The following is a 23,751-nucleotide window of genomic DNA, read 5'->3' as shown; positions in this document are numbered from 1 at the left end:
GCAATCCTGATGTCTCAAGCCCCAACCTTGCAGAGCTTCATCGCCGGCCGCTGGATCGGCCAACAAGGCGCGCAAATCCTGCGCAGCGCCATCGACGGCCATGAAATCGCCCGCACCCACGAAGAGCGTCCGGACTTCGCCGAAGCCATCGAACACGGCCGGCGCCAGGGCGTCAGTGGCCTGATGGCCCTGGACTTCCAGCAACGCGCCCAGCGCCTCAAGGCCCTGGCCCTGTACCTGGCCGAGCGCAAGGAACAGCTCTACGCGATCTCTCACCACAGCGGCGCAACCCGTGCCGACAGCTGGATCGATATCGAAGGCGGCAACAGCACCCTGTTCACCTACGCCAGCCTGGGTTCGCGCGAGCTGCCGTCGGGCAACGTGGTCCACGAAGGCCCGGCACTGCAACTGAGCAAGATGGGTACCTTCGCCGGCACCCACATCCTGGTGCCGCGCGGTGGCGTGGCGGTGCACATCAACGCTTTCAACTTCCCGATCTGGGGCATGCTGGAAAAGTTCGCACCGACCTTCCTCGCCGGCATGCCGTGCATCGTCAAGCCCGCCAGCGCCACCAGCTACCTGACCGAAGCCGTGGTGCGCCTGATGGACGAATCCGGCCTGTTGCCGGCCGGCAGCCTGCAACTGGTCATCGGCAGCACCGGTGACCTGCTCGACCGCCTGGAAGGCCAGGACCTGGTGACCTTCACCGGTTCCGCCGACACCGCCGCCAAGTTGCGCGTCAACCCGAACCTGATTCGCAACTCGGTGCCGTTCACCGCCGAAGCCGACTCGCTGAACTGCGCGATCCTCGCCCCGGACGTCACCCCGGACGACGAAGAATTCGAGCTGTTCATCAAGGAAGTGGCCAAGGAAATGACCACCAAGGCCGGGCAGAAATGCACCGCCATCCGCCGCGCCATCGTCCCGGCCAGGCACATCGACGCCGTCGCCACGCGCCTGCGCGATCGCCTGGCCAAGGTGGTGGTCGGTGACCCGTCGGTGGAAGGCGTGCGCATGGGCGCTCTGGCTTCCCACGACCAGCAGAAAGACGTGGCCGAGCGCCTGGAAGCGCTGTTGCAGAGCAGCGACATGCTGTTCGGCGCCCGTGACGGTTTCGAACCGCGCGGCGAGAACGTCGACAAGGGTGCGTTCTTCGCCCCGACCCTGCTGCAGGCCCGCGACCCGCACGCCGCCAGTGGCGCGCACGACATCGAGGCGTTCGGCCCGGTCAGCACCCTGATGGCTTACGACGATCTGGACGAAGCCCTGGCACTGGCCGCGCGCGGCAAGGGCAGCCTGGTGGCGAGCCTTGTGACCAAGGATCCCGCGATTGCAGCCAAGGCCGTTCCGGTCGCCGCGGCCCTGCACGGCCGTCTGCTGGTGCTGGACCGCAACTGCGCCGGCGAATCCACCGGCCACGGCTCGCCGCTGCCGCAACTCAAGCACGGCGGTCCGGGTCGTGCCGGCGGTGGTGAGGAACTGGGCGGTCTGCGCGCGGTGAAACACTACCTGCAACGCGCCGCGGTACAGGGCTCGCCAACCATGCTGGCGGCGGTCACCGGTGAATACGTGCGTGGCGCCAAGGTCATCGAAACCGAAGTGCACCCGTTCCGTCGCTACTTCCAGGACCTGCAGATCGGCGAATCGCTGCTGACCCACCGTCGCACCGTCACCGAAGCAGACCTGGTGAACTTCGGCTGCCTGTCGGGCGACCACTTCTACATGCACTTCGACGACATCGCGGCCAAGGAATCGCAATTCGGCAAGCGCATCGCCCACGGCTACTTCGTCCTGTCGGCCGCAGCAGGCCTGTTCGTCTCCCCGGCCCCAGGCCCGGTCCTGGCCAACTACGGCCTCGACACCCTGCGCTTCATCAACCCGGTCGGCATCGGCGACACCATCCAGGCCCGCCTGACCTGCAAACGCAAAATCGACCAGGGCAAAAAGAGCCCGCAAGGCATCCCGCAAGGCGTCGTGGCCTGGGACGTGGAAGTCACCAACCAGCTGGGCGAGCTGGTGGCCAGCTATGACATTCTGACGCTGGTGGTCAAGCGCGAGGACTGATCACAGGTTCCTGATCACCCTCCATCCCCTGTGGGAGCGAGCCTGCTCGCGATGAGGTCTGCACATTCAATGAAGATGTTGAATGTCCGGCCGCCATCGCGGGCAAGCCCGCTCCCACAGTTTTTTATATCGATCACAATGTTTGTACCCGACTCAGTATCCTGTGGGAGCGGGCTTGCTCGCACAATTCATTCTCTGTCTAACTTCAGTTTAGTTTTCACTGGTTCCCAGCGAATTTCCTCGCAGCACCAGACAGTCCCACTCATTTCGCGGAAAATCCTTAAGTAGTCAAAGAAATGTCTGACTTCTCATCCGTATCCATTTGGATACAGTCGCGCAATGAATTATCTTGTCCAGCAAACAGCGACTTTCACCGCATGGCACACCTCGATCCGGGATCTGCGGGCAAGGATTGCCATCGCTCGTCGCAAATGGCAAAGGAGGTCTAGCCATGAGCCAGACTTTGACGACCTTCGATATGGCGACACTGCTCGACAGCGATGAGGCCATCAGCGAATACCTGTCCCAGGTACTGGCCGATGGTGACAATGAAGAATTTCTTCGTGCCATCGGCTATGTGGTGAAGGCCCGCGGCATGACACAGGTAGCCAAGGATTCCGGAATGGGTCGCGAAAGCCTGTACAAGGCCTTCGCTCCGGGGGCAAAGCCCAGGTTCCAAACGGTTCTGAAAGTGATTCACGCGCTGGGTATCGATCTCTATGCGCAACCGGGTCACGTCATCCATCACTCGAATTCTTGAGTGAACCAACACGGCCATCGCGAGCAGGCTCGCTCCCACAGAAGAGGTCGGTTGTGTCAGGCGATCAGTGCCCGCGCAACCACTCGATAAACAGCGCAAACAACTCCGACTGCGAACCCACTTCCAGCTTCAGGTACAGATTCTTGCGGTGCATGCGCACGGTTTCCGGGGAGATGTTCATCTGGCTGGCGGTGGATTTGACGGAGTGGCCGCGCAGGACCATGTGCGCCACTTCCCGCTCGCGCTCGGTCAGCAGGTCACTGCCGAACTGCTCGAACGCCGATTGCACCCGATGCTTGAGGTCGTCGCGCAGGTTGTGTTCGCTGTCGCACTGGATCGCGCTGTTGCGCAGCATGCCGCGGCGGCTGAATTCGCTGACGAATTCGCGCACCAGCGGTTCCACGGCGCGCAGCAGGTTCAGGTGTTCGACTCGCAGGCATTCACCGCCGAACCCCTGGTACAGGCTGACGGAGATTTTGGTGTCGTTGCCGGTGTCGACGATGTAGTAGCTGTCTTCCGAACAGCCCGCGTTGAGGTAGTAGGTCTTGTAGTAGTCGCTGTCGAAGAAGTTGTCCGGGGCGATTTCTTCCAGGTGGTAGAAGCCTTGCGCCAGGCCCTGCTCCACCGCCAGGCAGAACGGGTCAAGCAGATAACCGCCGGAAAAATAGCGCTCCAGGATCGACACCTGATACTCCTGGGCGATCCCGCGCTGATGCAGCAACTGCGGCGGGCGGTCCTTGCGTTCCAGGCTGATCATCATCGATTCGATGGACACCAGCTGCGCCAGCGCCGACGCCAGGTATTGCAGGGCGTCGGGCTCGTCGATATGGGCGAATGCCTCGCGCATTCCCCCATGCCATTTGTGCAATGCCCCGAAGGGCATCGCGATCAGCGTTTCGTCGTCTGGTTTGCTCATGCCCCGCAGCATAGCGGGAGAACGGGCCCTTGGTAACAGCCTGACCGATGAAGTCATTGGCCGGCGTACTGGCCGCTCGCGGCAAGCTCGGCCGCCACTTCCAGGATGCACTCGCGCAGGATCTCGACGATCTCGTCCACCTGTGCATACGTCAGGATCAGCGGCGGCGACATCACGTTCAGGTGCATGATCGGCCGCACCAACAAGCCCCGGGCCTGGGCGCGGGAGTGGATCTTCTCGCCGATGTTGATCGCGTCGTCGAACAGCGCCTTGGTGCGCTTGTCGGCCACGAACTCCACGCAGGCCATCAACTTCAGGCAGCGCACGTCGCCCACCAGTGGCAGATCGCACAAGGTCGCCAGGCGCTGTTCCAGATAGCCGCCGACATCGTCGACATGGGCCAGCAGGTTTTCCCGTTCGATGATCTCGATGTTCTTCAGCGCCGCGGTGCAGCACACCGGATGGCCACTGTAGGTGAAGCCGTGGGTGAAACAGCGCCCGGTGCCCGGCTCGGCGATGACCTTCCAGATGCGGTCGGAAAAGATGCACGCGCCCAGCGGCAGATAGGCCGAGGTCAGGCCCTTGGCGGTGGTGATGATGTCCGGTTGCACGTCGAACACGTCCTTGGAAGCGAAGAACTTGCCCAGGCGCCCGAACGAGGTCACCACTTCGTCGGCGACGAACAGGATGTCGTAGCGCTGGCAGACTTCCCACATGCGCTTGAGGTAGCCCTTGGGCGGAATGATCACCCCGCCCGAGCCCATCACCGGTTCGGCGAAGAAGCCGGCGACCTTGTCCGCGCCAATCGAGAGGATCTTGTCTTCGAATTCCTTGACCAGAAACTCGAGGAACTGCGCCTCGTCCATGCCCTCCGGCGCCCGGTACGGGTTGGGGTTGGAGACGTGGTGGATCAGCGGGTTGGCGTAGTCGAACTCCGGCACCCGGTCGGCGGCCTTGTTGCCGATGGACATGGTCAGGGTGGTGGAGCCGTGATAGGCGTTGAAGCGCGCGATGATGTGCTTCTTCTCGGTCTTGCCGCGGCAGTTCTGGTAGTACTGGATCAGGCGATAGGCGGTGTCGACCGCCGTGGAGCCGCCAGTGGTCAGGAACACATGGTCGAGATCGCCCGGGGCGAGGCTGGCGAGTTTTTCGCAGAGCTGGATCGCCACGTTGTTCGACATGTCGGAAAACGGGTTCGAATAGGCCAGCTGCCGCACCTGATCGGCGATGGCTTCGGCCATTTCCTCACGGCCCAGGCCGATGTTGGTGCACCACATGCCGCCCACGGCATCGAGGAAACGGTTGCCCTCGGTGTCGGTAATGTACGCGCCGTCGCCGGCAACGATGTTCAGCGAACCCTGTTCGGCGTGCTCGTCGAACACGTGGTAGCCGTGCATGTGGTGGGCCTTGTCGGCCTTGACCAGGGCGGCTGCTTCAGCCTTGGAGAACACTTTACTGACGGGCGTAGCCTTGATTGGAGTAGCCATACAAAAACCTCGAACTGAAAAATGTGACGATCAGATCCCGCTCTTCACCGTGCTCCAGACCCGGGTGATGGCGCGCATGTCTTTGGCGTCCTGGGTCTTCTGCGGGAACAGTCGCTGACGAACGTCTTCGTCGGGATAAATCGCCGGGTTATCGCGCACGCTGGCATTGAGCAGCGGTGTGGCGGCCGCGTTGCTGTTGGCGTAGTTGATGAAATCGCTGACGTCGGCCATCACCTGCGGCTGCATCAGGTACTCGAGAAACTTGTGGGCGTTGGCCACGTGGGGCGCATCGGCCGGGATGTACATGTTGTCGAACCAGATCAGCGAGCCTTCCTTGGGAATGAAGTAGGCCAGGTTGATCTGCTTCTTCGCTTCCTCGGCGCGGGCCATGGCGGTGGCGTAGTCGCCGGACCAGGTCATGGCCATGCAGACGTCACCGTTGGGCAGGCTGGTGAGGTAGTTGACCGAGTCGAATTTGCGGATGTAAGGCCGCACCGACAGCAGCACGTCCTGGGCGGCCTTGAGGTCTTCCGGCTTGGCGCTGCGCGGGTCGCGGCCCAGGTATTTCAGGGCCAGCGGGATCACCTCGGTCGGCGCATCCAGCAGGGTCACGCCGCAGTCGGCGAAGCGCGAGACGATCTTCGGATCGAAAATCATCGCCAGCGAGCCGATTGGCGCGTCGGGCATGCGTTCCTTGATCTTGTCGACGTTGTATGTCACGCCGTTGCTGCCCCAGGTGTAGGGCGCCGAATAGGTGGTGCCCGGGTCGAAGCCCTGCAGGTCGTTGATGACTTTCGGGTCGAGGTTGCTCCAGCTCGGCAGCAGTTTCTTGTCCAGTGGCTGGAACACCTTGGCCTTGATCAGCGGCGGCGCAAGCGAGGCGTTCAGAACGATAAGGTCGTAGCCGGAGTGACCGGTGAGCAGTTTGGCCTGTACCGTTTCGTAGGCGTCGAAGGTGTCATAAATGACTTTGATGCCCGTCTCTTTTTCAAAGTTGGCGAGGGTCTTTTCGCCGATGTAGTCCGCCCAGTTGTACAACCTGAGGGTATTGCTGTCGTTCACTTCGGCGGCGTAAGCGTTCAGGGTCAGCGGTACGACGAACAGACTGGAAATCACCTTAAGCAGTGTCTTGCCCATAGCAAATGCACCTTATTCAGCGAGTTCGGCTCTGGATGAGCGGATGAGCCTACTATTGGGCGATTCAGGCAAACGGACCATACCCCGAATGGGTGTGTCCCCACCGTGCAGGCCATGTGGGCGTGTAAGGCAATATGGCAAAAAACATCAACCCGGTTGACCCGTTTTGTCATAGCGGCGGGGTTTGCGTGGCGCTTAAAGTGGCCGCCAAACCGACTCTGCAGGCGCCTTCGATGACCGACCTGATCAAACGACAACTGAGCGATGGCGTGCTGACGCTGACCATCGACCGTCCGGACAAGCTCAACGCCCTGACCAACGCGATGTACACGCGCCTGGCCGACGAGCTGTTTGCCGCTGACGAGAACGCCGAGGTGCGGGTGATCATCCTCACCGGCGGTCCGAACTGCTTTACCAGCGGAAACGACCTGGTGGACTTTCTGCAAGAGCCGCCGACCCACCTGGACAGCCCGGCCTTCCGCCTGATGCGCGCCGTGACCCACCTGCAAAAACCGCTGATCGCCGCGGTGTGCGGTGCGGCCATTGGCATCGGCACCACCGTGCTGCTGCATTGCGATCAGGTGCTGGTGACCCACAACGCCAAGCTGCGCATGCCGTTCGTCAACCTCGGCCTGTGCCCGGAATTCGGCGCCAGCCTGATTCTGCCGCGCCTGCTCGGTCAGGCCCGTGCCGCGCGCCTGTTGCTGCTGGGCGACGGTTTCAGCGGCGCCGATGCGCTGGACTGGGGCCTGGCCAACGAAGCCTTCGATGATGGCGAGCAATGCCTGGCGGGTGCGAAGAAAGTCGCCCAGCGCTTCCTGGCCATGCCCCAGGAATCCCTGCGCCAGTCCCGGCAATTGATGAAGCAGCCCGGCATGGCCGAACTGCAAGCCACTCTGCGCGAAGAAAACCAATTGTTCATTCAGCGCCTGAACAGCGCCGAAGCCAAAACCGCCTTGAACGCACTGCTCAATCGCAGTACAGATAAGTAAATCCCGAAAGGAAACCTGCCATGAACACCCCGGAAATCTACGTCGTCAGCGCCGCCCGTACCGCCATCGGTTCCTTCGGCGGTTCGCTCAAGGATGTGCCGCCAGTGGATCTGGCGACCACCGCGATCAAGACCGCCCTGCAAAAGGCTGCCGTGGACCCGGCGCTCGTCGGCCATCTGGTGATGGGCAACGTGATCCCGACCGAAACCCGCGATGCCTACCTGTCCCGTGTTGCCGCGATGAACGCCGGCATCCCGAAGGAAACCCCGGCCTATAACGTCAACCGCCTGTGCGGATCGGGCCTGCAGGCGATCGTCAGCGCGGCGCAGACCCTGCTGCTGGGCGACGCCGAAATCGCCATCGGTGCCGGTGCCGAGTCCATGAGCCGTGGCCCGTACCTGATGCCGGCCGCCCGTTGGGGTGCGCGCATGGGCAACATCCAGGCCATCGACTACATGCTGGGCATCCTGCATGACCCGTTCCAGAGCATCCACATGGGCATCACCGCCGAGAACGTCGCCGAGCGCAACGGCATCACTCGCGAAATGCAGGACGCCCTGGCCCTGGAAGACCAGAAACGCGCCGCCCATGCGATTGCCAACGGCTACTTCGTTGATCAGATCGCCACGGTGGAAATCCAGGATCGCAAAGGCACCAAGCTGTTCAACGTCGACGAACACCCGCGTGCCACCTCGCTTGAACAACTGGCGGCGATGAAGCCTGCGTTCAAGAAGGACGGTTCGGTCACCGCCGGCAACGCCTCGGGCCTGAACGACGGCGCCGCCGCGATCGTCATGGCCACCGCCAGCGCGGTGCAGGTCAACAACCTCAAGCCGATGGCCCGTCTGGTCAGCTACGCCCACGCCGGTGTCGAGCCGGAACTGATGGGCCTGGGCCCGATCCCGGCCACCCGCCTGGCCCTCAAGCGCGCCGGCCTGACCGTCGCCGACCTTGACGTGATCGAAGCCAACATCGCCTTCGCAGCGCAAGCCTGCGCGGTCAGCCAGGAACTGGATCTGGACCCGGCCAAGGTCAACCCGAACGGCTCCGGTATTGCATTGGGTCACCCGGTGGGTGCGACCGGCACCATCATCGCTACCAAGGCGATTCATGAGTTGCACCGCACTGGCGGGCGCTATGCGCTGGTGACCATGTGCATTGGTGGTGGTCAGGGGATTGCGGCGATTTTTGAACGGGCCTAAAAAACGCTGATGCCCTGTAACTAATCTGTAGGAGCTGTCGAGTGAAACGAGGCTGCGATCTTTTGATCTTGTCTTTAAAAAGCAAAGCCAAAAGATCGCAGCCTGCGGCAGCTCCTACAGGGTTCGCGCCTCGCCCGGATTTGTATGAAAAAAACGGGCAAACGAGGTGCGGCTCGTCTGCCCGTGAAAGGGAAAATCGTTCGACAGCCATCAGCGACTCAACTGCCTTGAGGCACCAGTCGCAGCCCCTGGCGAGTCACCTGCTGACCCGGCTCGAAATGGGCATTGGGTGAGCGAACCGTGCTGACTTCACCCTGCGCGTCCTTCACTTCGTAAGCGGTCTGCGAGAGGCCCGCCGCTTGCTGCACCGAGCCACCGGCGAAAAACCCGGCACCGGCTCCCACCAAAGCTCCCACCGGACCGCCGACTGCACCGACCATCAGACCGGTCAGGGCTCCGTAGCCTTTGCCGGCAGTGGTATCCGGCACCTCGCGCACGACCTGATCGGCCATGCACAGCGGGGAAAGCAAAAAACACAATGTGAAGCCAAGAGAAATGGAACGAGTCATGGGGAGTCTCCTGCTTCGGGTTAATTGCTTTCCGTATTTCATGAACCATGCCAGTTTATAAGTTGTTAAATATCAATCAGTTATGTTTTCGATAGTCAAATAGACAGCGAGTCATTCTGACAAAAATGATGTCATACTGACCTGCACTCTTTTCAGCAAACAAACGACACAAACTGAAATCGGTGACACGCTTTTCCGAAACGTCCCACAGCCAAAATCCGCACTTCCCTATAGGGTCAATGCCCATTCCCTGCATTACGCCGGGATCTCCCAAGGACGAAAAAGCATGACCAAAAAGGCAGTTATCGTATTCAGCGGCGGCCAGGACTCCACCACCTGCTTGATCCATGCACTGGCGCACTACGACGAAGTTCACTGCGTCACCTTCGACTACGGCCAACGACATCGGGCGGAAATTGAAGTGGCACAGCAACTCGCCACACAGATCGGTGTTAGCGCACACAAGGTGCTGGACGCTTCACTGCTGAATGAACTGGCGATCAGCAGCCTGACCCGCGACAACATTCCGGTCCCCACCACCAATAGTTCTGGAGAGAAACTGCCAAGCACCTTTGTACCCGGCAGGAACATTCTGTTTTTAACCTTGGCGTCCATTTATGCCTACCAAGTGCAAGCGCAGACCGTCATCACCGGCGTCTGTGAAACCGACTTCTCCGGCTACCCCGATTGCCGGGATCAATTCGTCAAAGCGCTGAACACGGCCATTGAGTCCGGAATGGACTACACACTGCGATTTGAAACGCCGCTGATGTGGCTGAACAAGGCTGAAATCTGGGCCTTGGCCGACCATTACGACAAGCTGGAATTTGTGCGCGATCACACGCTGACTTGCTACAACGGGATAAAGGGAAATGGCTGTGGAAGCTGCGACGCATGCCACCTGCGGGCAAAGGGGTTGAGCGAGTTCCTCGCTGACAAAGTGGGAATCAGGGAAAGCCTCAATCGGAAAATGAATCTGAGCTAATTAGAGGTTTGTTGAGCATGAATCAATATCGATTGATTCATGCTCGGCCTTATGCGGGCTGGTTAACGGTGACGTATCGCTTGAACAATGATCTTGCACCATAGGCTGGAAATACATTGAACACCGCGAAGCACATCTTGATCGCTATCTGAACATAAACCATTTGAAGAATAACGCTATTCTCCATTGCCCCATAAAACGCAATGAAGCAAAAAATAAAGCTGTCGATTATCACGGCAAAAAACGTACTGAAGAACACCCGCAAGAATAAATATCGAGAGCTAGTGAGTTCTTTGATCCTGCACAGCAAGTATGAATTTACATACTCAGAAAAAAGAAAGGAAACCGACGAGGCGACCAACACGGAAGCGACGTGATTCACAACTACACCATAAGGTTCATCAAGACTCCAATCAGGCAGGCCCGGTAGATGGCTGGCAGCAGCCAGCAAAATCAGAATAAAAGCATTACTTGCGAAGGCAAAATATATAGCTCTCCTTGCAAGCCGGAGTCCGAAGGATTCATTCAACAGATCAACCACCAGGAATGTCAGTGGATAAAGAAAAACGCCAGGCGTAACGACAACATCAAAATATTCAATATAAACAAGTTTGACCGCTGCAATATTGGTAAAAACATACAGGACAAACAACATCAAATTGAGCACAACATAGGTCATCCAGGACCTCTCATGGCGATCGCTGACTTCATATGCTGTTATTGCAGTTCCACCTGAGTAAAACTTCCTGTAAACGTCCTTTATCTCCATCTTGCTTAGATCATCCAGAAGCTCACTTCTCAACAAATCACCGAGCTTGATTCTGACAATCTTTCCCGTAGAAACAACCATGATGACAGCGAGACTTTTGGAGTTTTCAAATCCTAGTAACTTGAACCGACTATTTTCATGCTCAACGGACATTGAACCTCTCCTCAATGATTTCCCCTACAACATGAAAAGTATCCAAATCAGGAGCAGGATCACGGGTTATAAGCAACTTGCCTGTCGTTTTATTGCACACCAGTCTTTCTTTATCGCTCGCAAACGATCCTTTTTTCACTATCAATAAATCACCAGCCTCATTGACGCCATTTAATTCATTCTCCAACAGCACCGCAATCAAATTGCAAGCTGCTCCAAAGTAATAGGTGAGAGGATGGATGGTCGCCAACTCCCCTATTCGCTTATCGAGGCTTTGAACAAGAAAACGCTCGCTGATGACAGGTACTGCGGCTGGATTCGTATTTCCCTGCAACGAAATACTGCTTTCTATTATTTCTTTCTTTTCAATATCTACAGTCTCTATTTCCTTGTACGACACACCAAAAAAATCCGAAATCTTGCGTATGGTCGATTGCTGCGCATTAACGACCTTTCCCTCCAGAATATTGTAGATCGTCGTTCGAGTGAGACCACTGGAGTTGCACAATGACAATCGCGTTTCGCCGCGACTCTTTATCAGATATTTGATGTTGTTTTTAAGCTTTTCGGTTTTTTCTTTTTTATACATCAGTCAATAACCACATGATTGCTGGACAAAAACGATGCAGGCGAGGTTTTGAGATCCATCTTTGGACACTGACCTCATTACAAAAAAGCAATACTGCAATCATTGGATACAACCGTCAAACAATCATTTACGGCCCCGACTAAAACTTGATTCCTACAGATCCGCCCTACTCTCAAAGGTGATATTTCCTTCAGAAAACAAAACGTTCACTAAAGAAATATCCGACAGACAAATACAACTAAAAAAACATGAATCATTTAATTACATAGATGTTCATTTTTTTGATTAAATATCTTGAATCTTCTGGTAATAAATTGCCGGCCAGCCAACTTACTCACTGCCACCCATCCATCCTGATTGATGGTAGGAACTGGCACATCTCAACTGTGCAAGGAGCACTGACATGAAAAAGACCACCTCAAACACCCAAAAATCCCCCGATCCTTCCGCCAGCGAAACAACCGATACAACCGATACAACCAAGCGCTCCGACATCACCGAGCCTCTCGTCAGCGCGCGCCTGCGCAACCCGAACCGCCCGGACCCGGTCAGCCATGTCTTCACCATCATTCCAGACATCGACACCGAGTCCTTGCTTTGCCACGCCTGTGAAACCCTCGCCTCCCTGAATGTCATGGCCACGGACCTGGCGTGCGAGCTGGAAGGTTCGCGCCGCAATGTCATGCTGGCGATTCAGCAACTGGCGGTTTTGGGCGAGCTACTGGTCAATCGAGCGCTGGATAACATCGACCCGCCAACTGGTCTGTCGAAGGCATAGCCGCGCAACAGATTTCAGGATCAAAAGATCGCAGCCTCAGGCAGCGCCACTCCACATGCAGGAACTGGCGCAGGCCGCGATCTTTTCGCACCAATGTCCCTTGATCTTTTCACCCCGCAACTGGTCGCTTTCCATCAATCCACCCTCCTCCCCGCCCCCTAGATTAGGACCCACAACAGCAAGCCGTACCGTGCGGCACCAGGCACCGAGGAGATCGTCCCATGCAAAATAACAATACCCTCAAGGCTCACAGCTCGATCGACGGCTGGGACCATCAGGATCCGGAAGAAGCCTTCACCCTGCCCTCGCGCTACTTCTACGACGAGACCCTGTTCAAGGCCGAGCGCGACAACATTTTCATGCATGCCTGGCATGTGGCCGGGCACGTCAGTGAGTTTGCCGAGCCGGGGCAGTACGTGGTGACGGATCTGTTCGACCAGAGCGTGGTAGTGGCGAAAAACCGGCAGGGGCAGATCCACGCGTTCCATAACGTCTGCCAGCATCGCGGCAATCGCCTGCTCGAAGAGCGGCGCGGCACCACCGGCGGCGTGGTGCGTTGCGCCTATCACTCCTGGTGCTACGAAATGGACGGCAGCCTGCGCAGTGCGCCGCGCTGCGAGAAGATGAAAAACTTCGAGCTGCAGCAGTTCAACATCCCGAAGATCCGCACCGAGGAAATGGGCGGCTTCATCTACTTCAACCTCGACCCGAAAGCCCCGTCGTTGCGCGATCTGTTCCCCGGTGCCGACGAGGAAATGCGCCGGGTGTTTCCGGACCTGGCCAACATGCGCCTGATCGAGGAGCAGGACGTGATCGTGCCGGCCAACTGGAAGGTGATCATGGACAACTCCATCGAGGGCTATCACTTCAAGCTGTCCGGCCCCTGCCATATCGACCTGGCCAAGCTGATCGACTTCAAAGGCTACCAGTTGACCAAACGCGACAACTGGTGGACCTACATCGCCCCGGCCAACCTCTCGGTGACCGAAGCCTACGGCGTGCCACTGCGCAAGGACCTGAACCCGGACGAGTGCTTCTTCAACATCGGCATGTGGCCGAACAACACCTTCTACACCTTCCCGTTCTCGGAGTTCCTGGGCTCGTTCATCATGATTCCGCTGGACGCCGAGCGCTCGCTGCTGCGCTTCGGCTACTACTCCAGCAATGCCGAGACCGCCAAGGTCAGCGAGCAATGCATGAAGTGGATGAACGAGGACCTGGGCCCGGAAGACATCGCCCTGAACATTTCGGTGCAGAAAGGCCTGCGCTCGCTGGGGTATGACCAGGGGCGGTACATGATCGATGCGCAGCGCAGCAATGAAAGCGAGCATCTGGTGCATCACTTTCATCGGTTGGTGTTCAACGGGATTCATGGCGAGTCTTCGATCTGACCGCGCCGCCGTACCTGTGGGAGCGGGCTTGCCCGCGATGAGGGCGTGTCAGTCGACATTGTTTTGTCTGATACACCGCTATCGCGGGCAAGCCCGCTCCCACAGGGTTCCGAGTTGTCAGTAAAAGATCCGTTTCTTCATTTATGGAGCAAAACGAACCATGGCCAACCATGAGTTTGATTACCTGATCGTGGGCGCAGGGTCCGCTGGCTGTGTGTTGGCCAATCGCCTCGGCGAGGACCCGGCCACGCAAATCCTGTTGCTCGAAGCCGGGCCTGCGGACAAGAGCTGGACCATCGACATGCCGTCCGCAGTGGGACTGGTGGTCGGTGGCACGCGTTACAACTGGAGCTACAGCTCGGAGCCCGAACCCTATCTGGACGGCCGCCGCATCGGCACGCCGCGCGGCCGGACCCTGGGCGGTTCATCGTCGATCAACGGCATGGTCTACATCCGTGGCCACGCCCGGGACTATGACGCCTGGGCCGAACAGGGCTGCACCGGCTGGGGTTATCAGGACGTGCTGCCGTACTTCAAGCGGGCCCAGACCCACGCCGACGGAGAAGACGACTACCGTGGCGCCGCCGGGCATCTGCACGTCACCCCAGGCGATGTGCAAACACCCTTGTGCGCGGCGTTCCTCAAGGCCGGCGCCGAGGCCGGCTATGGCCTGAGCGACGACCTCAACGGTTATCGCCAGGAGGCCTTCGGCCCGGTGGATCGCACCACCCGCAACGGCCGGCGCTGGAGCACCTCGCGAGGTTATCTGAGCGAAGCCCTGGGCCGCGGCAACGTGCAGGTCAACACCGATGCGCTGGCGTTGCGCATCCTGTTCGACGGCGCGCGCGCCATCGGCATCGAGTACGAACAGAGCGGCGAAACTCATCAGGCCTTTGCCCGACGCGAAGTGCTGCTGACCGCCGGGGCGATCAATTCGCCGCAATTGCTGTTGCTCTCGGGAGTGGGTCCGGCAGCGGAATTGCGCGACCTGGGGATCACGGTCAAACAGGATCTGCCCGGCGTAGGCCGGCGCCTCAACGATCACCCCGACACCGTGGTGCAGTACCTGTGCAAAAAGCCGGTATCGCTCTACCCCTGGACCACTGCGCCGGGCAAATGGTGGATCGGCGCCCGCTGGTTCGCCACCCACGACGGCCCGGCGGCGAGCAACCATTTTGAAGCCGGAGCGTTCATCCGTTCCCGGGCCGGGGTCGAACATCCGGACCTGCAACTGACCTTCATGCCACTGGCGGTGAAACCCGGCAGCGTCGATCTGGTGCCCGATCACGCGTTCCAGATCCACATCGACCTGATGCGCCCCACCAGCCTGGGCAGCGTCACGCTGAGCAGCGCTGACCCGAGGCAACCGCCGCGCATCCTGTTCAATTACCTGAAAACCGAGCAGGATCGAGCCGACATGCGCGCCGGTGCCCGGTTGGTGCGCGAGATCATCGGGCAACCGGCCATGGCCGCGTTCCGCGGCGAAGAACTGGTGCCCGGTGCCCAGGCGCAAAGTGACGAAGCGCTGGATGCCTGGGCCAGGCAAGTGACGGAAACCGGCTACCATGCCAGCGGCACCTGCAAAATGGGCCCGGCGGGCGATGTCGAAGCGGTGGTCGATGCGCAATTGCGCGTGCACGGCCTGGACAGCCTGCGGGTGGTGGACGCCTCGATCATGCCGGTGATTGTCAGCGGCAACACCAATGCGCCAACGGTGATGATCGCGGAAAAGGCCAGCGATATGATTCGTGGCAGGCCACCGCTGCCGGGCAGCCAGGCAGCGGTCTGGACTCACCCGCAATGGCGGACACGGCAACGATAGAGATCAGTCATGAGCAATCAGTCGTGCAGTAATACAGAAAGCCGATTCACCTGGCGGCGCGACGATGTCGCGCCGCTGCGCGTGGCGGTGTTGCTGTTGCCGTCGTTTTCCAACTTCGGCCTGGCCGCGGTGCTGGAACCGCTGGCCATCGCCAACTGGTTGACCCAGCGCCAGCTGTTCCAGTGGTCGCTGCTGTCGCTGGACGGCGAGCCGGTGCAGGCCAGCAACGGCCTGATCACCGTCGCCAATGACGGTTTGAAGGCCGATCAGGGGTTCGATGCCTGTCTGGTGATCGCCAGTTTCGATGTGCACAAACACAGCCGCAACCTGGCGCTCAAGAGCTGGCTGCGCAAGCAGGCGCTGTTCGGCGCGGTGTTGATGGGCGTGGAAACCGGCACCGAGCTGCTGGCGGCCGCCGGTGTGCTCGATGGCTACGAAGCCGCCGTGCACTGGGACAACCTGCAGGGTTTTCAGGAAAGTTATCCACGGGTCAACGCCAAGCCGCAGCTCTACACCCTGGAACGCCAGCGCCTGACCTGCGCCGGCGCGACCACCACCCTGGACATGCTGCTGGGCTGGATCGGCCAGAGCATCGACAGCGAACTGGCCCGGGAGATCGGCATGCATATGTTGATGGGCCAAGTTCGCGCGCCGGCGGACAACCAGCTCGACGGCGGCCTGACCAACACCGGGCTGTACGGCAACAAGATTCGTCGGGCGGTGCAGTTGATGGAACAGGCGCTGGAAGAACCGCTCGATTGCGAGGCGATTGCCGGGCAGGTCGGGCTGTCGCGGCGCCAGCTGGAGCGCCAGTTCAAGCACCAGACCGGCCTGTCGCCGCTCAAGTATTACCTCACCCTGCGCCTGGCCCGGGCCCACAGCCTGCTGCAACAGACCCGCCTGAGCGTGGCCCAGGTCGCGGCCTGTTCAGGCTTCGGCTCGCTGGAACACTTCTCCCGCACCTACCGCGCCCGCTTCGGCTGCCCACCCAGCGAAGACCGCAGTCAGGTCTGGACCGCCCCGGTGATGCGCCAGCCATTGCGCAAGGAGCAACGCCCCACCAGCGCCGAATAACCCGCATTTATGTAACACCTGTCGAAGCCTGCGTCCGGCCCTGTAGCAGCTGTCGAGCTTGCGAGGCTGCGTCCGGCTTCGCAGCAGTCGTGAAATCAGTGCACGCGGTGTGTCAGGCATACCGAGCGAGCAGGTTTTACGACTGTTTCGCAGCCGGACGCTGCGCCAGCTGCTACAGGGGTCAGTGAACGGCGTCAATGGCGGTAGTTGGGTTCTTCTTCGTCGAGAATCCCCAGCAGCGCATTGAAATGCTTGTCGGCAAAGCCCGGATAGTCGAGCCATTGCCGGCAGGTCTTGCGGGCGATGGCGTCGCTGGCGATGCGCAATTCGCGGCCAGTGGAGAGCGCGGTGATGTAGGTCTCGCACGCGCGCTCGAAGTAATACAGGTCATCGAACGCCTGGGCGATACTCGGTGCCGCCACCAGCACGCCGTGACTGCCCATCAGCAGGATCGGCTTGTCCCCCAGCAGGCGGCTGACCCGCTCGGCCTCGTCTCCAAGACCCATGCCGTCGAAGCCTTCATCGATCACCACCCGCTCGAAAAAGCGCATGCAGTTCTGCTCGATCGGCGGCAGGCGCGAATCCGCCAGACACGCCAGGGCCGTCGCGTATTTCGAATGGGTGTGCAGGATGCAGCGGGCGTGGGGCTGATTGCGGTGCAAGGCGCTGTGCAAGGCCCAGGCGGTGATGTCCGGGGCGTCCGGACGGTCGAGGCTGGCGGGGTCGTCGGCGTTGACCAGCAACAGGTCGCTGGCCCTGATCCGCGAGAAGTGCCTGCCATAGGGGTTGATCAGGAACTCGCGGCCATCCCCCGAGACCGCCACGCTGAAGTGATTGGCGATGGACTCGTGCAGGTTCAACCGCGCGGCCCAGCGAAACGCGCAGGCCAGGCGGATTCTCAGTTGCTCCACAGATTGACTCATCCCGTGCTCCACAGAGGTTGATCGGATGCCTGGCAGTGTAGAGAGACGCCTCGCGCGCGCTTGACGGGAAGCGACACAGACTGCCGCTATTTCGCAGCGCCCTGGCCGTGAGAAAACGGCGCGCTTATGCCGCGTTTGATCAAGAGCCACCCCTTGCGCCCCGCCATAGTGACGGCCACGACCACTTGGCGGGAGACGCCCATGCTGCAGATTCGTTTGTTCATCGCGGGGAATTGGCAAGCGCCGCAGGTGCCGCAGTACCGCGATGTGATCAACCCCGCCACCGAAGAAGTGCTGGCCCAGGTGGCCGTCGCCGATCCCGGTGACGCGCAACTGGCGATCAGCGCCGCGCGGCGGGCGTTCGATGAGGGTCCCTGGCCGACAATGCCGGTGACCGAGCGCGCGCAACTGCTGCAGAAAATCGCCGGGCTGATCGAACAGGACGCCGAACACCTGGCGCGCCTGGAAACCCTCAACGCCGGCAAGACCCTGGGCGAAAGCCTGGGGGATATCGGCAATGTGGTGGCGACCTTGCGCTACTACGCCGCCGTGCTGGAAAGCGAAAGCGCCAGCGTCAACAGCCACGCCCCGGCCCATGCGATCAGTTTCAACCAGCGCGAACCGGTGGGCGTGTGCGCCTTGATCGCGCCGTGGAATTACCCGCTGCTGCAGGCGGCATGGAAAATCGCCCCGGCCCTGGCCGCCGGCAATACCGTGGTGTTCAAGCCCAGCAGCCTGACGCCGATGACGGCCCATCGCCTGACCACCCTGCTGGCGCAGGCCGGGTTGCCCGACGGGGTGTTCAATCTGTTGTGCGGCGAGGGGGATGTCGGCGAAGCGCTCGCCGCCAGCCATGAGGTGGACCTGGTGTCGCTGACCGGCGGCGCCGTGGCTGGCGGCAAGGTGATGCGCGCCGCCAGCGGCAACTTCAAGCGCGTGGCCCTGGAACTGGGCGGGAAGAATCCGAACATCGTGTTTGCCGATGCCGATTTCGAAGTGGCGCTGGATCAGGCGCTGAACGCGGTGTTTTTCAATGCCGGGCAAATCTGCTCGGCGGGCTCGCGGTTGTTGGTCGAGGACAGCCTGCATGACCGCTTCGTCGAGGCCTTGCAGCAGCGAGTCCTGAAGATTCGCCTGGGCAATGGGCTGGATCAGTCGACGCAGATGGGGCCGGTGATCTCTGCCGGTCATCGCGATCAGGTCCTGACCATGATTGCCGGGGCTGTGGAACAGGGCGCGACATTGCTAGCGGGTGGGACGATCCCCGAGCAGTTCGATCGCGGGTTCTGGCTGGCGCCGACTTTGCTGGGCAACGTCACTGCCGACATGCGCATTGCCCAAGAGGAAATCTTCGGGCCGGTGATCACCGTCGAGCGCTTCGGTGATGAGGCCGAGGCGCTGCGACTGGCCAATGACACACCCTTCGGTCTGGCAGCTGGGGTGTGGACCAAAGACATCGGCAAGGCCCATCGCATGGCCCGGCGGTTGCGGGTCGGGACCTTGTGGATCAATGACTACAACGCCGCTTTCCCCCAGGCGCCGTGGGGCGGCTACAAATCCAGCGGCATCGGCCGCGAACTGTCCCGGGCCGGGCTCGATGAGTTCACCGAACTCAAGCACATCTACCTCAACACTGAACCTGCGGCGCTGAACTGGTTTGGACTAGAGGAGCCTGCCAAATAACAAGCACTCAATCTGTGGCGAGCCATTGATTCTTTTGCATGACCCATAACAACAAGACCGTGACACCCCAAAACCGCTGCCGACGTTTACCTTGAGGAGTCGACCCATGAAAGCCTTGCTCTTGCTTGCATCCCTCAGTATCCCGTTGCTCACCCACGCCACCGAGCCGCAATCCTGCGCCACGGTGCGCTTCTCCGACGTCGGCTGGACCGACATCACCGTCACCACCGCCATCGCCAGCGAAGTGCTGGAATCGCTGGGCTACAAAACCAAGACCACCTTGCTGTCGATCCCGGTGACCTACCGCGCGCTGTCGTCGGGCAAGGAACTGGACGTGTTCCTCGGCAACTGGATGCCCACCACCGAAAACGACATCAAACCCTACCGCGACGCCGGCACCGTGGAAACCGTGCGCGCCAACCTGCATGGCGCCAAATACACCCTGGCAGTGCCCGACTACGTCTACGACGCCGGGCTGCACGATTTCGCCGACATCGCCAAATTCAAGGACAAACTCAACGGCCAGCTCTACGGCATCGAGCCTGGCAACGACGGCAACCGGCTGATCCAGACCATGATCGACAAGGACGCCTTCGGCCTGAAGGACTTCAAGATCGTCGAGTCCAGCGAAGCGGCGATGCTCTCGCAACTCAAGCGCACCACGCGCAAGAACGGCTGGATGGTGTTCCTGGCCTGGGAACCGCATCCGATGAACACCCGCAACAAGATGAAGTACCTCAGCGGAGGCGACGACTACTTCGGCCCCAACTACGGCCAGGCCACGGTCTACACCAACGTGCGCAAGGGCTATCTGCAGGAATGCAGCAACGTCGGCAAGCTGTTGCAGAACATGGAATTCAGTTTGGCCATGGAGAACCAGCTGATGGACGCGGTGCTGAACCAGAACCAGAAACCACGGGCCGCGGCCAAGGCGTGGCTCAAGGCTAATCCTGCGGTGCTGGAGGCCTGGCTTTCTGGCGTTAACACCCGCGATGGCAAGGATGGGCTGGCGATGGTGAGCACGCGGTTGGCCAGTCAATAACCCAGGCATTTTGTCGTTTTCACATACGCCTTCGCGGGCAAGCCTCGCTCCTACAGGTTGTAGGAACGAGGCTTGCCCGCGAAGGCGTCATTTCAATCAACCGAGGATCACCTGACGACCGGCATCCAATTTCAATTGCCACAAAATATTACATACGTAATATTATATGCGTAATGTATTTTCCATTTCCCACAGGAAATCCCCATGACCAGCATGCCCTCTGTTGAGCCCGACCTGGCCGTTCCCGTGACCACTCCCAAGCCTCCCCTGCTCAAACGCCTGCTCCTGCCGACCGCCGGCATCGCTGCCCTGGTGCTGGCCGGTGTGTATGGCGCCCATTGGTGGACCGCTGGCCGTTTCATCGAGGAAACCGACGACGCCTACATCGGCGGCGACGTGACGGTGATCGGGCCGAAGGTCGCCGGCTACATCGAAGAAGTGCTGGTGACCGACAACCAGCAGGTCAAGGCCGGCGATGTGCTGATTCGCCTCGACTCCCGTGACTACCGCGCCAACCTGGCCAAGGCCGAAGGCGCGGTGGCCGCCGAGGAGGCCCTGCTCGCCAACCTCGACGCCACCGAACAGCTGCAACAGGCGGTGATCGGTCAGGCCCGCGCCGGCATCGATGCCGCCGGTGCGGAAACCGCCCGCTCCCGGGATGACGATGCGCGCTACAAGAAACTGGTCAGCACCAATGCGGTATCGGTGGAAAGCGCGCAACGGGCCAACGCCACGTTCAAGACGGCTTCAGCATTAAGCGCCCGCGCCCAGGCGGAACTTGTGGCGGCGCAACGCCAACTGAACGTGATCGCCACACAGAAACAACAGGCCCGCGCCGCGTTGATTCAGGCCCGCGCCGAGCGCGATCTGGCGCAGTTGAACGTCGGCTACACCGAACTGCGCGCCCCGATTGACGGCGTGATCGGCAACCGTCGCGCACGGGTCGGCGCCTACGCCCAGGCCGGTTCGCAACAGTTGTCAGTGGTGCCAAGCAGCGGCCTGTGGGTCGATGCCAACTTCAAGGAAGACCAGCTGGCGCGCATGGTGCCGGGGCAGCGGGTGGTGATTCACGCCGACGTGCTCTCGGGCCAGGAATTCCACGGTCACCTCGACAGCCTGGCGCCGGCCAGCGGCTCGCAGTTCAGCGTGTTGCCACCGGAAAACGCCACCGGCAACTTCACCAAGATCGTCCAGCGGGTGCCGGTGCGCATTCACCTGGACCCGGCCGACAGCGTGCTCGGTCACCTGCGTCCCGGCCTGTCGGTCACCGCTGAAGTGGACACCCGTAAAGCGCCGGATGCGCCTGCCGTGGCCAGCGCGCCATGAGCCGCGCCCTCGCCGCCCCGGCGCAACCGTTCGATGCCGCGAGCATGGCCACGGCGACCAAGGTCTTCGCCTTCGCCACCCTGTGCATCGGCATGTTCATTGCGCTGCTGGATATCCAGATCGTCTCGGCTTCATTGCGTGACATCGGCGGTGGACTGTCCGCCGGCACCGACGAAACCGCCTGGGTACAGACCAGCTACCTGATTGCCGAAATCATCGTGATCCCGCTGTCCGGCTGGCTCTCGCGGGTGTTTTCCACCCGTTGGCTGTTCTGCGCATCGGCGGTGGGCTTCACCCTGACCAGCCTGCTCTGCGGCCTGGCCTGGAACATCCAGAGCATGATCGCCTTCCGCGCCCTGCAGGGTTTTCTCGGCGGCTCGATGATCCCGATGGTGTTCACCACGGCGTTCGTGTTTTTCAGCGGCAAGCAACGGGTGATCGCCGCCGCGACCATCGGCGCGGTGGCCTCGCTGGCTCCGACCCTGGGGCCGGTCATCGGTGGCTGGATCACCGACATTTCGTCCTGGCACTGGCTGTTCTACATCAACCTGGTGCCGGGTATTTTCGTCGCAGTGGCGGTGCCGATGCTGGTGAAAATCGACCAGCCGGAACTGTCGCTGCTCAAAGGCGCCGACTACCTGAGCATGGTGTTTCTGGCGCTTTTCCTCGGCTGCCTGGAATACACCCTCGAAGAAGGCCCGCGCTGGAACTGGTTCAGCGACAGCACGATTCTGACCACCGCGTGGATCAGCGGCCTGGCAGGCCTTGCCTTCATCGGCCGGACCCTTTACGTGGCCAACCCGATCGTCGACCTGCGCGCCCTGAAAGACCGCAACTTCGCCCTCGGCTGTTTCTTCTCGTTCGTCACCGGCATCGGCCTGTTCGCGACGATTTACCTGACGCCGCTGTTTCTCGGCCGGGTGCGTGGCTATGGGGCGCTGGACATTGGTCTGGCGATTTTCTCCACCGGCGTGTTCCAGCTGATGGCGATTCCGCTGTACGCCTTTCTGGCCAACCGCCTCGACCTGCGCTGGATCATGATGACCGGCCTTGGCCTGTTCGCCCTGTCGATGTGGGATTTCAGCCCGATCACCCATGACTGGGGGGCCAATGAGTTGCTGCTGCCGCAAGCCTTGCGCGGCATTGCCCAGCAACTGGCGGTGCCGCCCACCGTGACCCTGACCCTGGGCGGGCTGGCGCCGGCGCGGCTCAAACATGCCTCGGGCTTGTTCAACCTGATGCGCAACCTGGGCGGCGCCATCGGCATCGCCGCCTGCGCGACAATCCTCAACGACCGCACCAACCTGCACTTCACCCGCCTGGCGGAAAACCTCAACAGCAGCAACGAGGCCCTCAACCAGTGGCTGTCCCAGGTCGGCAACAACTTCGCCACCCTGGGCCAGAGCGGCGACGCCGGCGTCACCGCCAGCCTGCATCAGCTATGGCAACTGACCTTTCGCGAGGCGCAGACGCAAACCTACGGCGACGCGTTCCTGATGATCATGGCCTGCTTCATCGTCGCCACGGCGATGGTGCCCTTGATGCGCAAGGTGCAACCGCCGACGGCGCCGAGCGCGGATGCGCATTGATGGATTGATCGTTCCCACGCAGGCGCGTGGGAACGATCAGGGTGCGGGGATGAAAATCAGGCCTGCGGGGTCTTGCGGAAACCGACAGCCAGGCGGTTCCAGCTGTTGATGGTGCTGATGGCCACGCTCAGGTCGACCATTTCCTTGTCCGAGAACTGGGCCTTGACCACTTCATAGTCCTCGTCCGGGGCTTTGGTCAGGCTGAGTTGGGTCAGTGATTCGGTCCACAGCAGTGCCGCGCGTTCGCGGTCGGTGAAGAACGGGGCTTCACGCCAGGCGCTGACGGCGAACAGGCGACGAGTAGTTTCGCCGGCCTTGAGGGCGTCGGTGGTGTGCAGGTCGATGCAGAAGGCGCAGCCGTTGATTTGCGAGGCGCGCAGCTTGACCAGTTCGATCAGGCTCTTCTCCAGCGGCAGCTTGGAGACGGCGGTTTCCAGGGCAATCATGGCTTTGAGGGCGTCAGGGGAAGCGGTGTAGAAATCGATGCGCGGTTGCATTTA

Annotated in this window: 21 protein-coding genes and 1 pseudogene; 14 read left to right on the top strand and 8 right to left on the bottom strand. The window is 60.6% G+C overall.

The window, feature by feature from the left end; all coding sequences use genetic code 11:
- The first annotated feature begins 9 nt into the window (after positions 1 to 9).
- The 3 genes and pseudogenes from paaZ to HNO86_RS14570 all read left to right on the top strand — a co-directional run bounded on the left by paaZ (position 10) and on the right by HNO86_RS14570 (position 2,824).
- On the top strand, positions 10 to 2,064 hold the full coding sequence (gene paaZ, locus HNO86_RS14575; protein ID WP_175377644.1) for a phenylacetic acid degradation bifunctional protein PaaZ: 2,055 nt from the start codon (positions 10 to 12) through the stop codon (positions 2,062 to 2,064).
- 339 nt (positions 2,065 to 2,403) lie between these two features.
- A pseudogene (locus HNO86_RS30460) lies at positions 2,404 to 2,493 on the top strand (type II toxin-antitoxin system RelE/ParE family toxin); the annotation flags it as partial.
- 22 nt (positions 2,494 to 2,515) lie between these two features.
- Complete coding sequence (locus HNO86_RS14570; protein ID WP_175377643.1) at positions 2,516 to 2,824, top strand: addiction module antidote protein; 309 nt, start codon at positions 2,516 to 2,518, stop codon at positions 2,822 to 2,824.
- 64 nt (positions 2,825 to 2,888) lie between these two features.
- Here HNO86_RS14570 and HNO86_RS14565 read toward each other — a convergent pair whose 3' ends face one another.
- From HNO86_RS14565 to HNO86_RS14555, 3 genes are read right to left on the bottom strand one after another with little or no spacing between them, the layout of a single operon-like run.
- The gene (locus HNO86_RS14565) at positions 2,889 to 3,797 is read right to left on the bottom strand and encodes a helix-turn-helix transcriptional regulator (protein ID WP_175377642.1); all 909 of its coding nucleotides are present in this window, start codon (positions 3,795 to 3,797) and stop codon (positions 2,889 to 2,891) included.
- The gene (locus HNO86_RS14560; protein ID WP_175377641.1) at positions 3,794 to 5,227 is read right to left on the bottom strand and encodes an aminotransferase; all 1,434 of its coding nucleotides are present in this window, start codon (positions 5,225 to 5,227) and stop codon (positions 3,794 to 3,796) included. The genes HNO86_RS14565 and HNO86_RS14560 overlap by 4 nt, the downstream gene beginning before the upstream one ends.
- A gap of 30 nt (positions 5,228 to 5,257) precedes the next feature.
- The gene (locus HNO86_RS14555; RefSeq protein ID WP_175377640.1) at positions 5,258 to 6,364 is read right to left on the bottom strand and encodes a polyamine ABC transporter substrate-binding protein; all 1,107 of its coding nucleotides are present in this window, start codon (positions 6,362 to 6,364) and stop codon (positions 5,258 to 5,260) included.
- Between the two features lie 233 nt (positions 6,365 to 6,597).
- On the opposite strand from HNO86_RS14555, the gene HNO86_RS14550 reads away from it, so the two are divergent.
- Positions 6,598 to 7,356: an enoyl-CoA hydratase gene (locus HNO86_RS14550; protein WP_175377639.1), complete on the top strand. Its 759-nt coding sequence runs from the start codon at positions 6,598 to 6,600 to the stop codon at positions 7,354 to 7,356.
- 20 nt (positions 7,357 to 7,376) lie between these two features.
- Complete coding sequence (locus tag HNO86_RS14545) at positions 7,377 to 8,558, top strand: acetyl-CoA C-acyltransferase family protein (protein WP_175377638.1); 1,182 nt, start codon at positions 7,377 to 7,379, stop codon at positions 8,556 to 8,558.
- Positions 8,559 to 8,776: 218 nt separating this feature from the next.
- On the opposite strand, the gene HNO86_RS14540 is transcribed toward HNO86_RS14545, so the two are convergent.
- Complete coding sequence (locus tag HNO86_RS14540; RefSeq protein ID WP_175377637.1) at positions 8,777 to 9,127, bottom strand: hypothetical protein; 351 nt, start codon at positions 9,125 to 9,127, stop codon at positions 8,777 to 8,779.
- 286 nt (positions 9,128 to 9,413) lie between these two features.
- Here HNO86_RS14540 and queC point away from each other — a divergent pair, with 286 nt between their 5' ends.
- Positions 9,414 to 10,112, top strand: coding sequence for a 7-cyano-7-deazaguanine synthase QueC (gene queC, locus HNO86_RS14535; protein WP_175377636.1), 699 nt, complete (start codon positions 9,414 to 9,416; stop codon positions 10,110 to 10,112).
- A gap of 49 nt (positions 10,113 to 10,161) precedes the next feature.
- Here queC and HNO86_RS14530 read toward each other — a convergent pair whose 3' ends face one another.
- Positions 10,162 to 11,034: a queuosine precursor transporter gene (locus HNO86_RS14530; protein ID WP_175377635.1), complete on the bottom strand. Its 873-nt coding sequence runs from the start codon at positions 11,032 to 11,034 to the stop codon at positions 10,162 to 10,164.
- A complete protein-coding gene (locus HNO86_RS14525) occupies positions 11,024 to 11,623 on the bottom strand; it encodes a helix-turn-helix transcriptional regulator (protein WP_175377634.1) in 600 nt (199 codons plus the stop codon). Before HNO86_RS14525 ends, HNO86_RS14530 begins: the two co-directional genes overlap by 11 nt.
- A gap of 403 nt (positions 11,624 to 12,026) precedes the next feature.
- Here HNO86_RS14525 and HNO86_RS14520 point away from each other — a divergent pair, with 403 nt between their 5' ends.
- The 4 genes from HNO86_RS14520 to HNO86_RS14505 all read left to right on the top strand — a co-directional run bounded on the left by HNO86_RS14520 (position 12,027) and on the right by HNO86_RS14505 (position 16,688).
- Positions 12,027 to 12,401 carry a DUF6124 family protein gene (locus tag HNO86_RS14520; protein WP_175377633.1) on the top strand — a complete coding sequence of 125 codons (375 nt, stop codon included), beginning with the start codon at positions 12,027 to 12,029 and terminating at the stop codon, positions 12,399 to 12,401.
- 221 nt (positions 12,402 to 12,622) lie between these two features.
- A complete protein-coding gene (locus HNO86_RS14515; RefSeq protein ID WP_175377632.1) occupies positions 12,623 to 13,792 on the top strand; it encodes an aromatic ring-hydroxylating dioxygenase subunit alpha in 1,170 nt (389 codons plus the stop codon).
- Between the two features lie 160 nt (positions 13,793 to 13,952).
- A complete protein-coding gene (locus HNO86_RS14510) occupies positions 13,953 to 15,614 on the top strand; it encodes a choline dehydrogenase (protein WP_175377631.1) in 1,662 nt (553 codons plus the stop codon).
- Positions 15,615 to 15,623: 9 nt separating this feature from the next.
- Positions 15,624 to 16,688: a GlxA family transcriptional regulator gene (locus HNO86_RS14505; protein ID WP_175377630.1), complete on the top strand. Its 1,065-nt coding sequence runs from the start codon at positions 15,624 to 15,626 to the stop codon at positions 16,686 to 16,688.
- 194 nt (positions 16,689 to 16,882) lie between these two features.
- On the opposite strand, the gene HNO86_RS14500 is transcribed toward HNO86_RS14505, so the two are convergent.
- Entirely contained in the window at positions 16,883 to 17,611 is a 729-nt protein-coding gene (locus HNO86_RS14500; RefSeq protein WP_175377629.1) for a class II aldolase and adducin N-terminal domain-containing protein, read from the bottom strand.
- Between the two features lie 201 nt (positions 17,612 to 17,812).
- Between HNO86_RS14500 and HNO86_RS14495 the strand changes: the two genes are divergently transcribed.
- From HNO86_RS14495 to HNO86_RS14480, 4 genes are all read left to right on the top strand, one after another.
- Positions 17,813 to 19,294, top strand: a complete 1,482-nt coding sequence (locus HNO86_RS14495; RefSeq protein WP_175377628.1) for an aldehyde dehydrogenase family protein — start codon at positions 17,813 to 17,815, stop codon at positions 19,292 to 19,294.
- Between the two features lie 106 nt (positions 19,295 to 19,400).
- Positions 19,401 to 20,336: a choline ABC transporter substrate-binding protein gene (locus HNO86_RS14490; RefSeq protein ID WP_175377627.1), complete on the top strand. Its 936-nt coding sequence runs from the start codon at positions 19,401 to 19,403 to the stop codon at positions 20,334 to 20,336.
- A 204-nt stretch (positions 20,337 to 20,540) separates the two neighbouring features.
- A complete protein-coding gene (locus HNO86_RS14485) occupies positions 20,541 to 21,662 on the top strand; it encodes an HlyD family secretion protein (RefSeq protein WP_175377626.1) in 1,122 nt (373 codons plus the stop codon).
- Positions 21,659 to 23,251, top strand: a complete 1,593-nt coding sequence (locus tag HNO86_RS14480; RefSeq protein ID WP_175377625.1) for a DHA2 family efflux MFS transporter permease subunit — start codon at positions 21,659 to 21,661, stop codon at positions 23,249 to 23,251. The genes HNO86_RS14485 and HNO86_RS14480 overlap by 4 nt, the downstream gene beginning before the upstream one ends.
- A 56-nt stretch (positions 23,252 to 23,307) precedes the next feature.
- Here the strand turns inward: HNO86_RS14480 and HNO86_RS14475 are convergent, their stop codons facing one another.
- Positions 23,308 to 23,748, bottom strand: a complete 441-nt coding sequence (locus HNO86_RS14475) for a carboxymuconolactone decarboxylase family protein (RefSeq protein ID WP_175377624.1) — start codon at positions 23,746 to 23,748, stop codon at positions 23,308 to 23,310.
- Positions 23,749 to 23,751: the final 3 nt, after the last annotated feature.

Origin of the sequence: Pseudomonas sp. C1C7 (genome assembly GCF_013359595.1) — a bacterium.
GTDB lineage: Bacteria > Pseudomonadota > Gammaproteobacteria > Pseudomonadales > Pseudomonadaceae > Aquipseudomonas.
The sequence above is the reverse complement of the archived record's forward strand: the minus strand, read 5'-3'. Positions and strand labels throughout refer to the sequence as shown.

Excerpts from the sequence above, each read along its gene's own strand:
- HNO86_RS14565 (WP_175377642.1), bottom strand. The coding sequence starts at position 3,797 with ATGACTTCATCGGTCAGGCTGTTACCAAGGGCCCGTTCTCCCGCTATG.
- HNO86_RS14505 (WP_175377630.1), top strand. The coding sequence starts at position 15,624 with ATGAGCAATCAGTCGTGCAGTAATACAGAAAGCCGATTCACCTGGCGG.
- HNO86_RS14550 (WP_175377639.1), top strand. The coding sequence starts at position 6,598 with ATGACCGACCTGATCAAACGACAACTGAGCGATGGCGTGCTGACGCTG.
- HNO86_RS14500 (WP_175377629.1), bottom strand. The coding sequence starts at position 17,611 with ATGAGTCAATCTGTGGAGCAACTGAGAATCCGCCTGGCCTGCGCGTTT.
- HNO86_RS14480 (WP_175377625.1), top strand. The coding sequence starts at position 21,659 with ATGAGCCGCGCCCTCGCCGCCCCGGCGCAACCGTTCGATGCCGCGAGC.
- HNO86_RS14540 (WP_175377637.1), bottom strand. The coding sequence starts at position 9,127 with ATGACTCGTTCCATTTCTCTTGGCTTCACATTGTGTTTTTTGCTTTCC.
- HNO86_RS14570 (WP_175377643.1), top strand. The coding sequence starts at position 2,516 with ATGAGCCAGACTTTGACGACCTTCGATATGGCGACACTGCTCGACAGC.
- paaZ (WP_175377644.1), top strand. The coding sequence starts at position 10 with ATGTCTCAAGCCCCAACCTTGCAGAGCTTCATCGCCGGCCGCTGGATC.
- HNO86_RS14520 (WP_175377633.1), top strand. The coding sequence starts at position 12,027 with ATGAAAAAGACCACCTCAAACACCCAAAAATCCCCCGATCCTTCCGCC.
- queC (WP_175377636.1), top strand. The coding sequence starts at position 9,414 with ATGACCAAAAAGGCAGTTATCGTATTCAGCGGCGGCCAGGACTCCACC.
- HNO86_RS14515 (WP_175377632.1), top strand. The coding sequence starts at position 12,623 with ATGCAAAATAACAATACCCTCAAGGCTCACAGCTCGATCGACGGCTGG.
- HNO86_RS14495 (WP_175377628.1), top strand. The coding sequence starts at position 17,813 with ATGCTGCAGATTCGTTTGTTCATCGCGGGGAATTGGCAAGCGCCGCAG.
- HNO86_RS14545 (WP_175377638.1), top strand. The coding sequence starts at position 7,377 with ATGAACACCCCGGAAATCTACGTCGTCAGCGCCGCCCGTACCGCCATC.
- HNO86_RS14525 (WP_175377634.1), bottom strand. The coding sequence starts at position 11,623 with ATGTATAAAAAAGAAAAAACCGAAAAGCTTAAAAACAACATCAAATAT.
- HNO86_RS14475 (WP_175377624.1), bottom strand. The coding sequence starts at position 23,748 with ATGCAACCGCGCATCGATTTCTACACCGCTTCCCCTGACGCCCTCAAA.
- HNO86_RS14555 (WP_175377640.1), bottom strand. The coding sequence starts at position 6,364 with ATGGGCAAGACACTGCTTAAGGTGATTTCCAGTCTGTTCGTCGTACCG.
- HNO86_RS14560 (WP_175377641.1), bottom strand. The coding sequence starts at position 5,227 with ATGGCTACTCCAATCAAGGCTACGCCCGTCAGTAAAGTGTTCTCCAAG.
- HNO86_RS14510 (WP_175377631.1), top strand. The coding sequence starts at position 13,953 with ATGGCCAACCATGAGTTTGATTACCTGATCGTGGGCGCAGGGTCCGCT.
- HNO86_RS14530 (WP_175377635.1), bottom strand. The coding sequence starts at position 11,034 with ATGTCCGTTGAGCATGAAAATAGTCGGTTCAAGTTACTAGGATTTGAA.
- HNO86_RS14485 (WP_175377626.1), top strand. The coding sequence starts at position 20,541 with ATGACCAGCATGCCCTCTGTTGAGCCCGACCTGGCCGTTCCCGTGACC.
- HNO86_RS14490 (WP_175377627.1), top strand. The coding sequence starts at position 19,401 with ATGAAAGCCTTGCTCTTGCTTGCATCCCTCAGTATCCCGTTGCTCACC.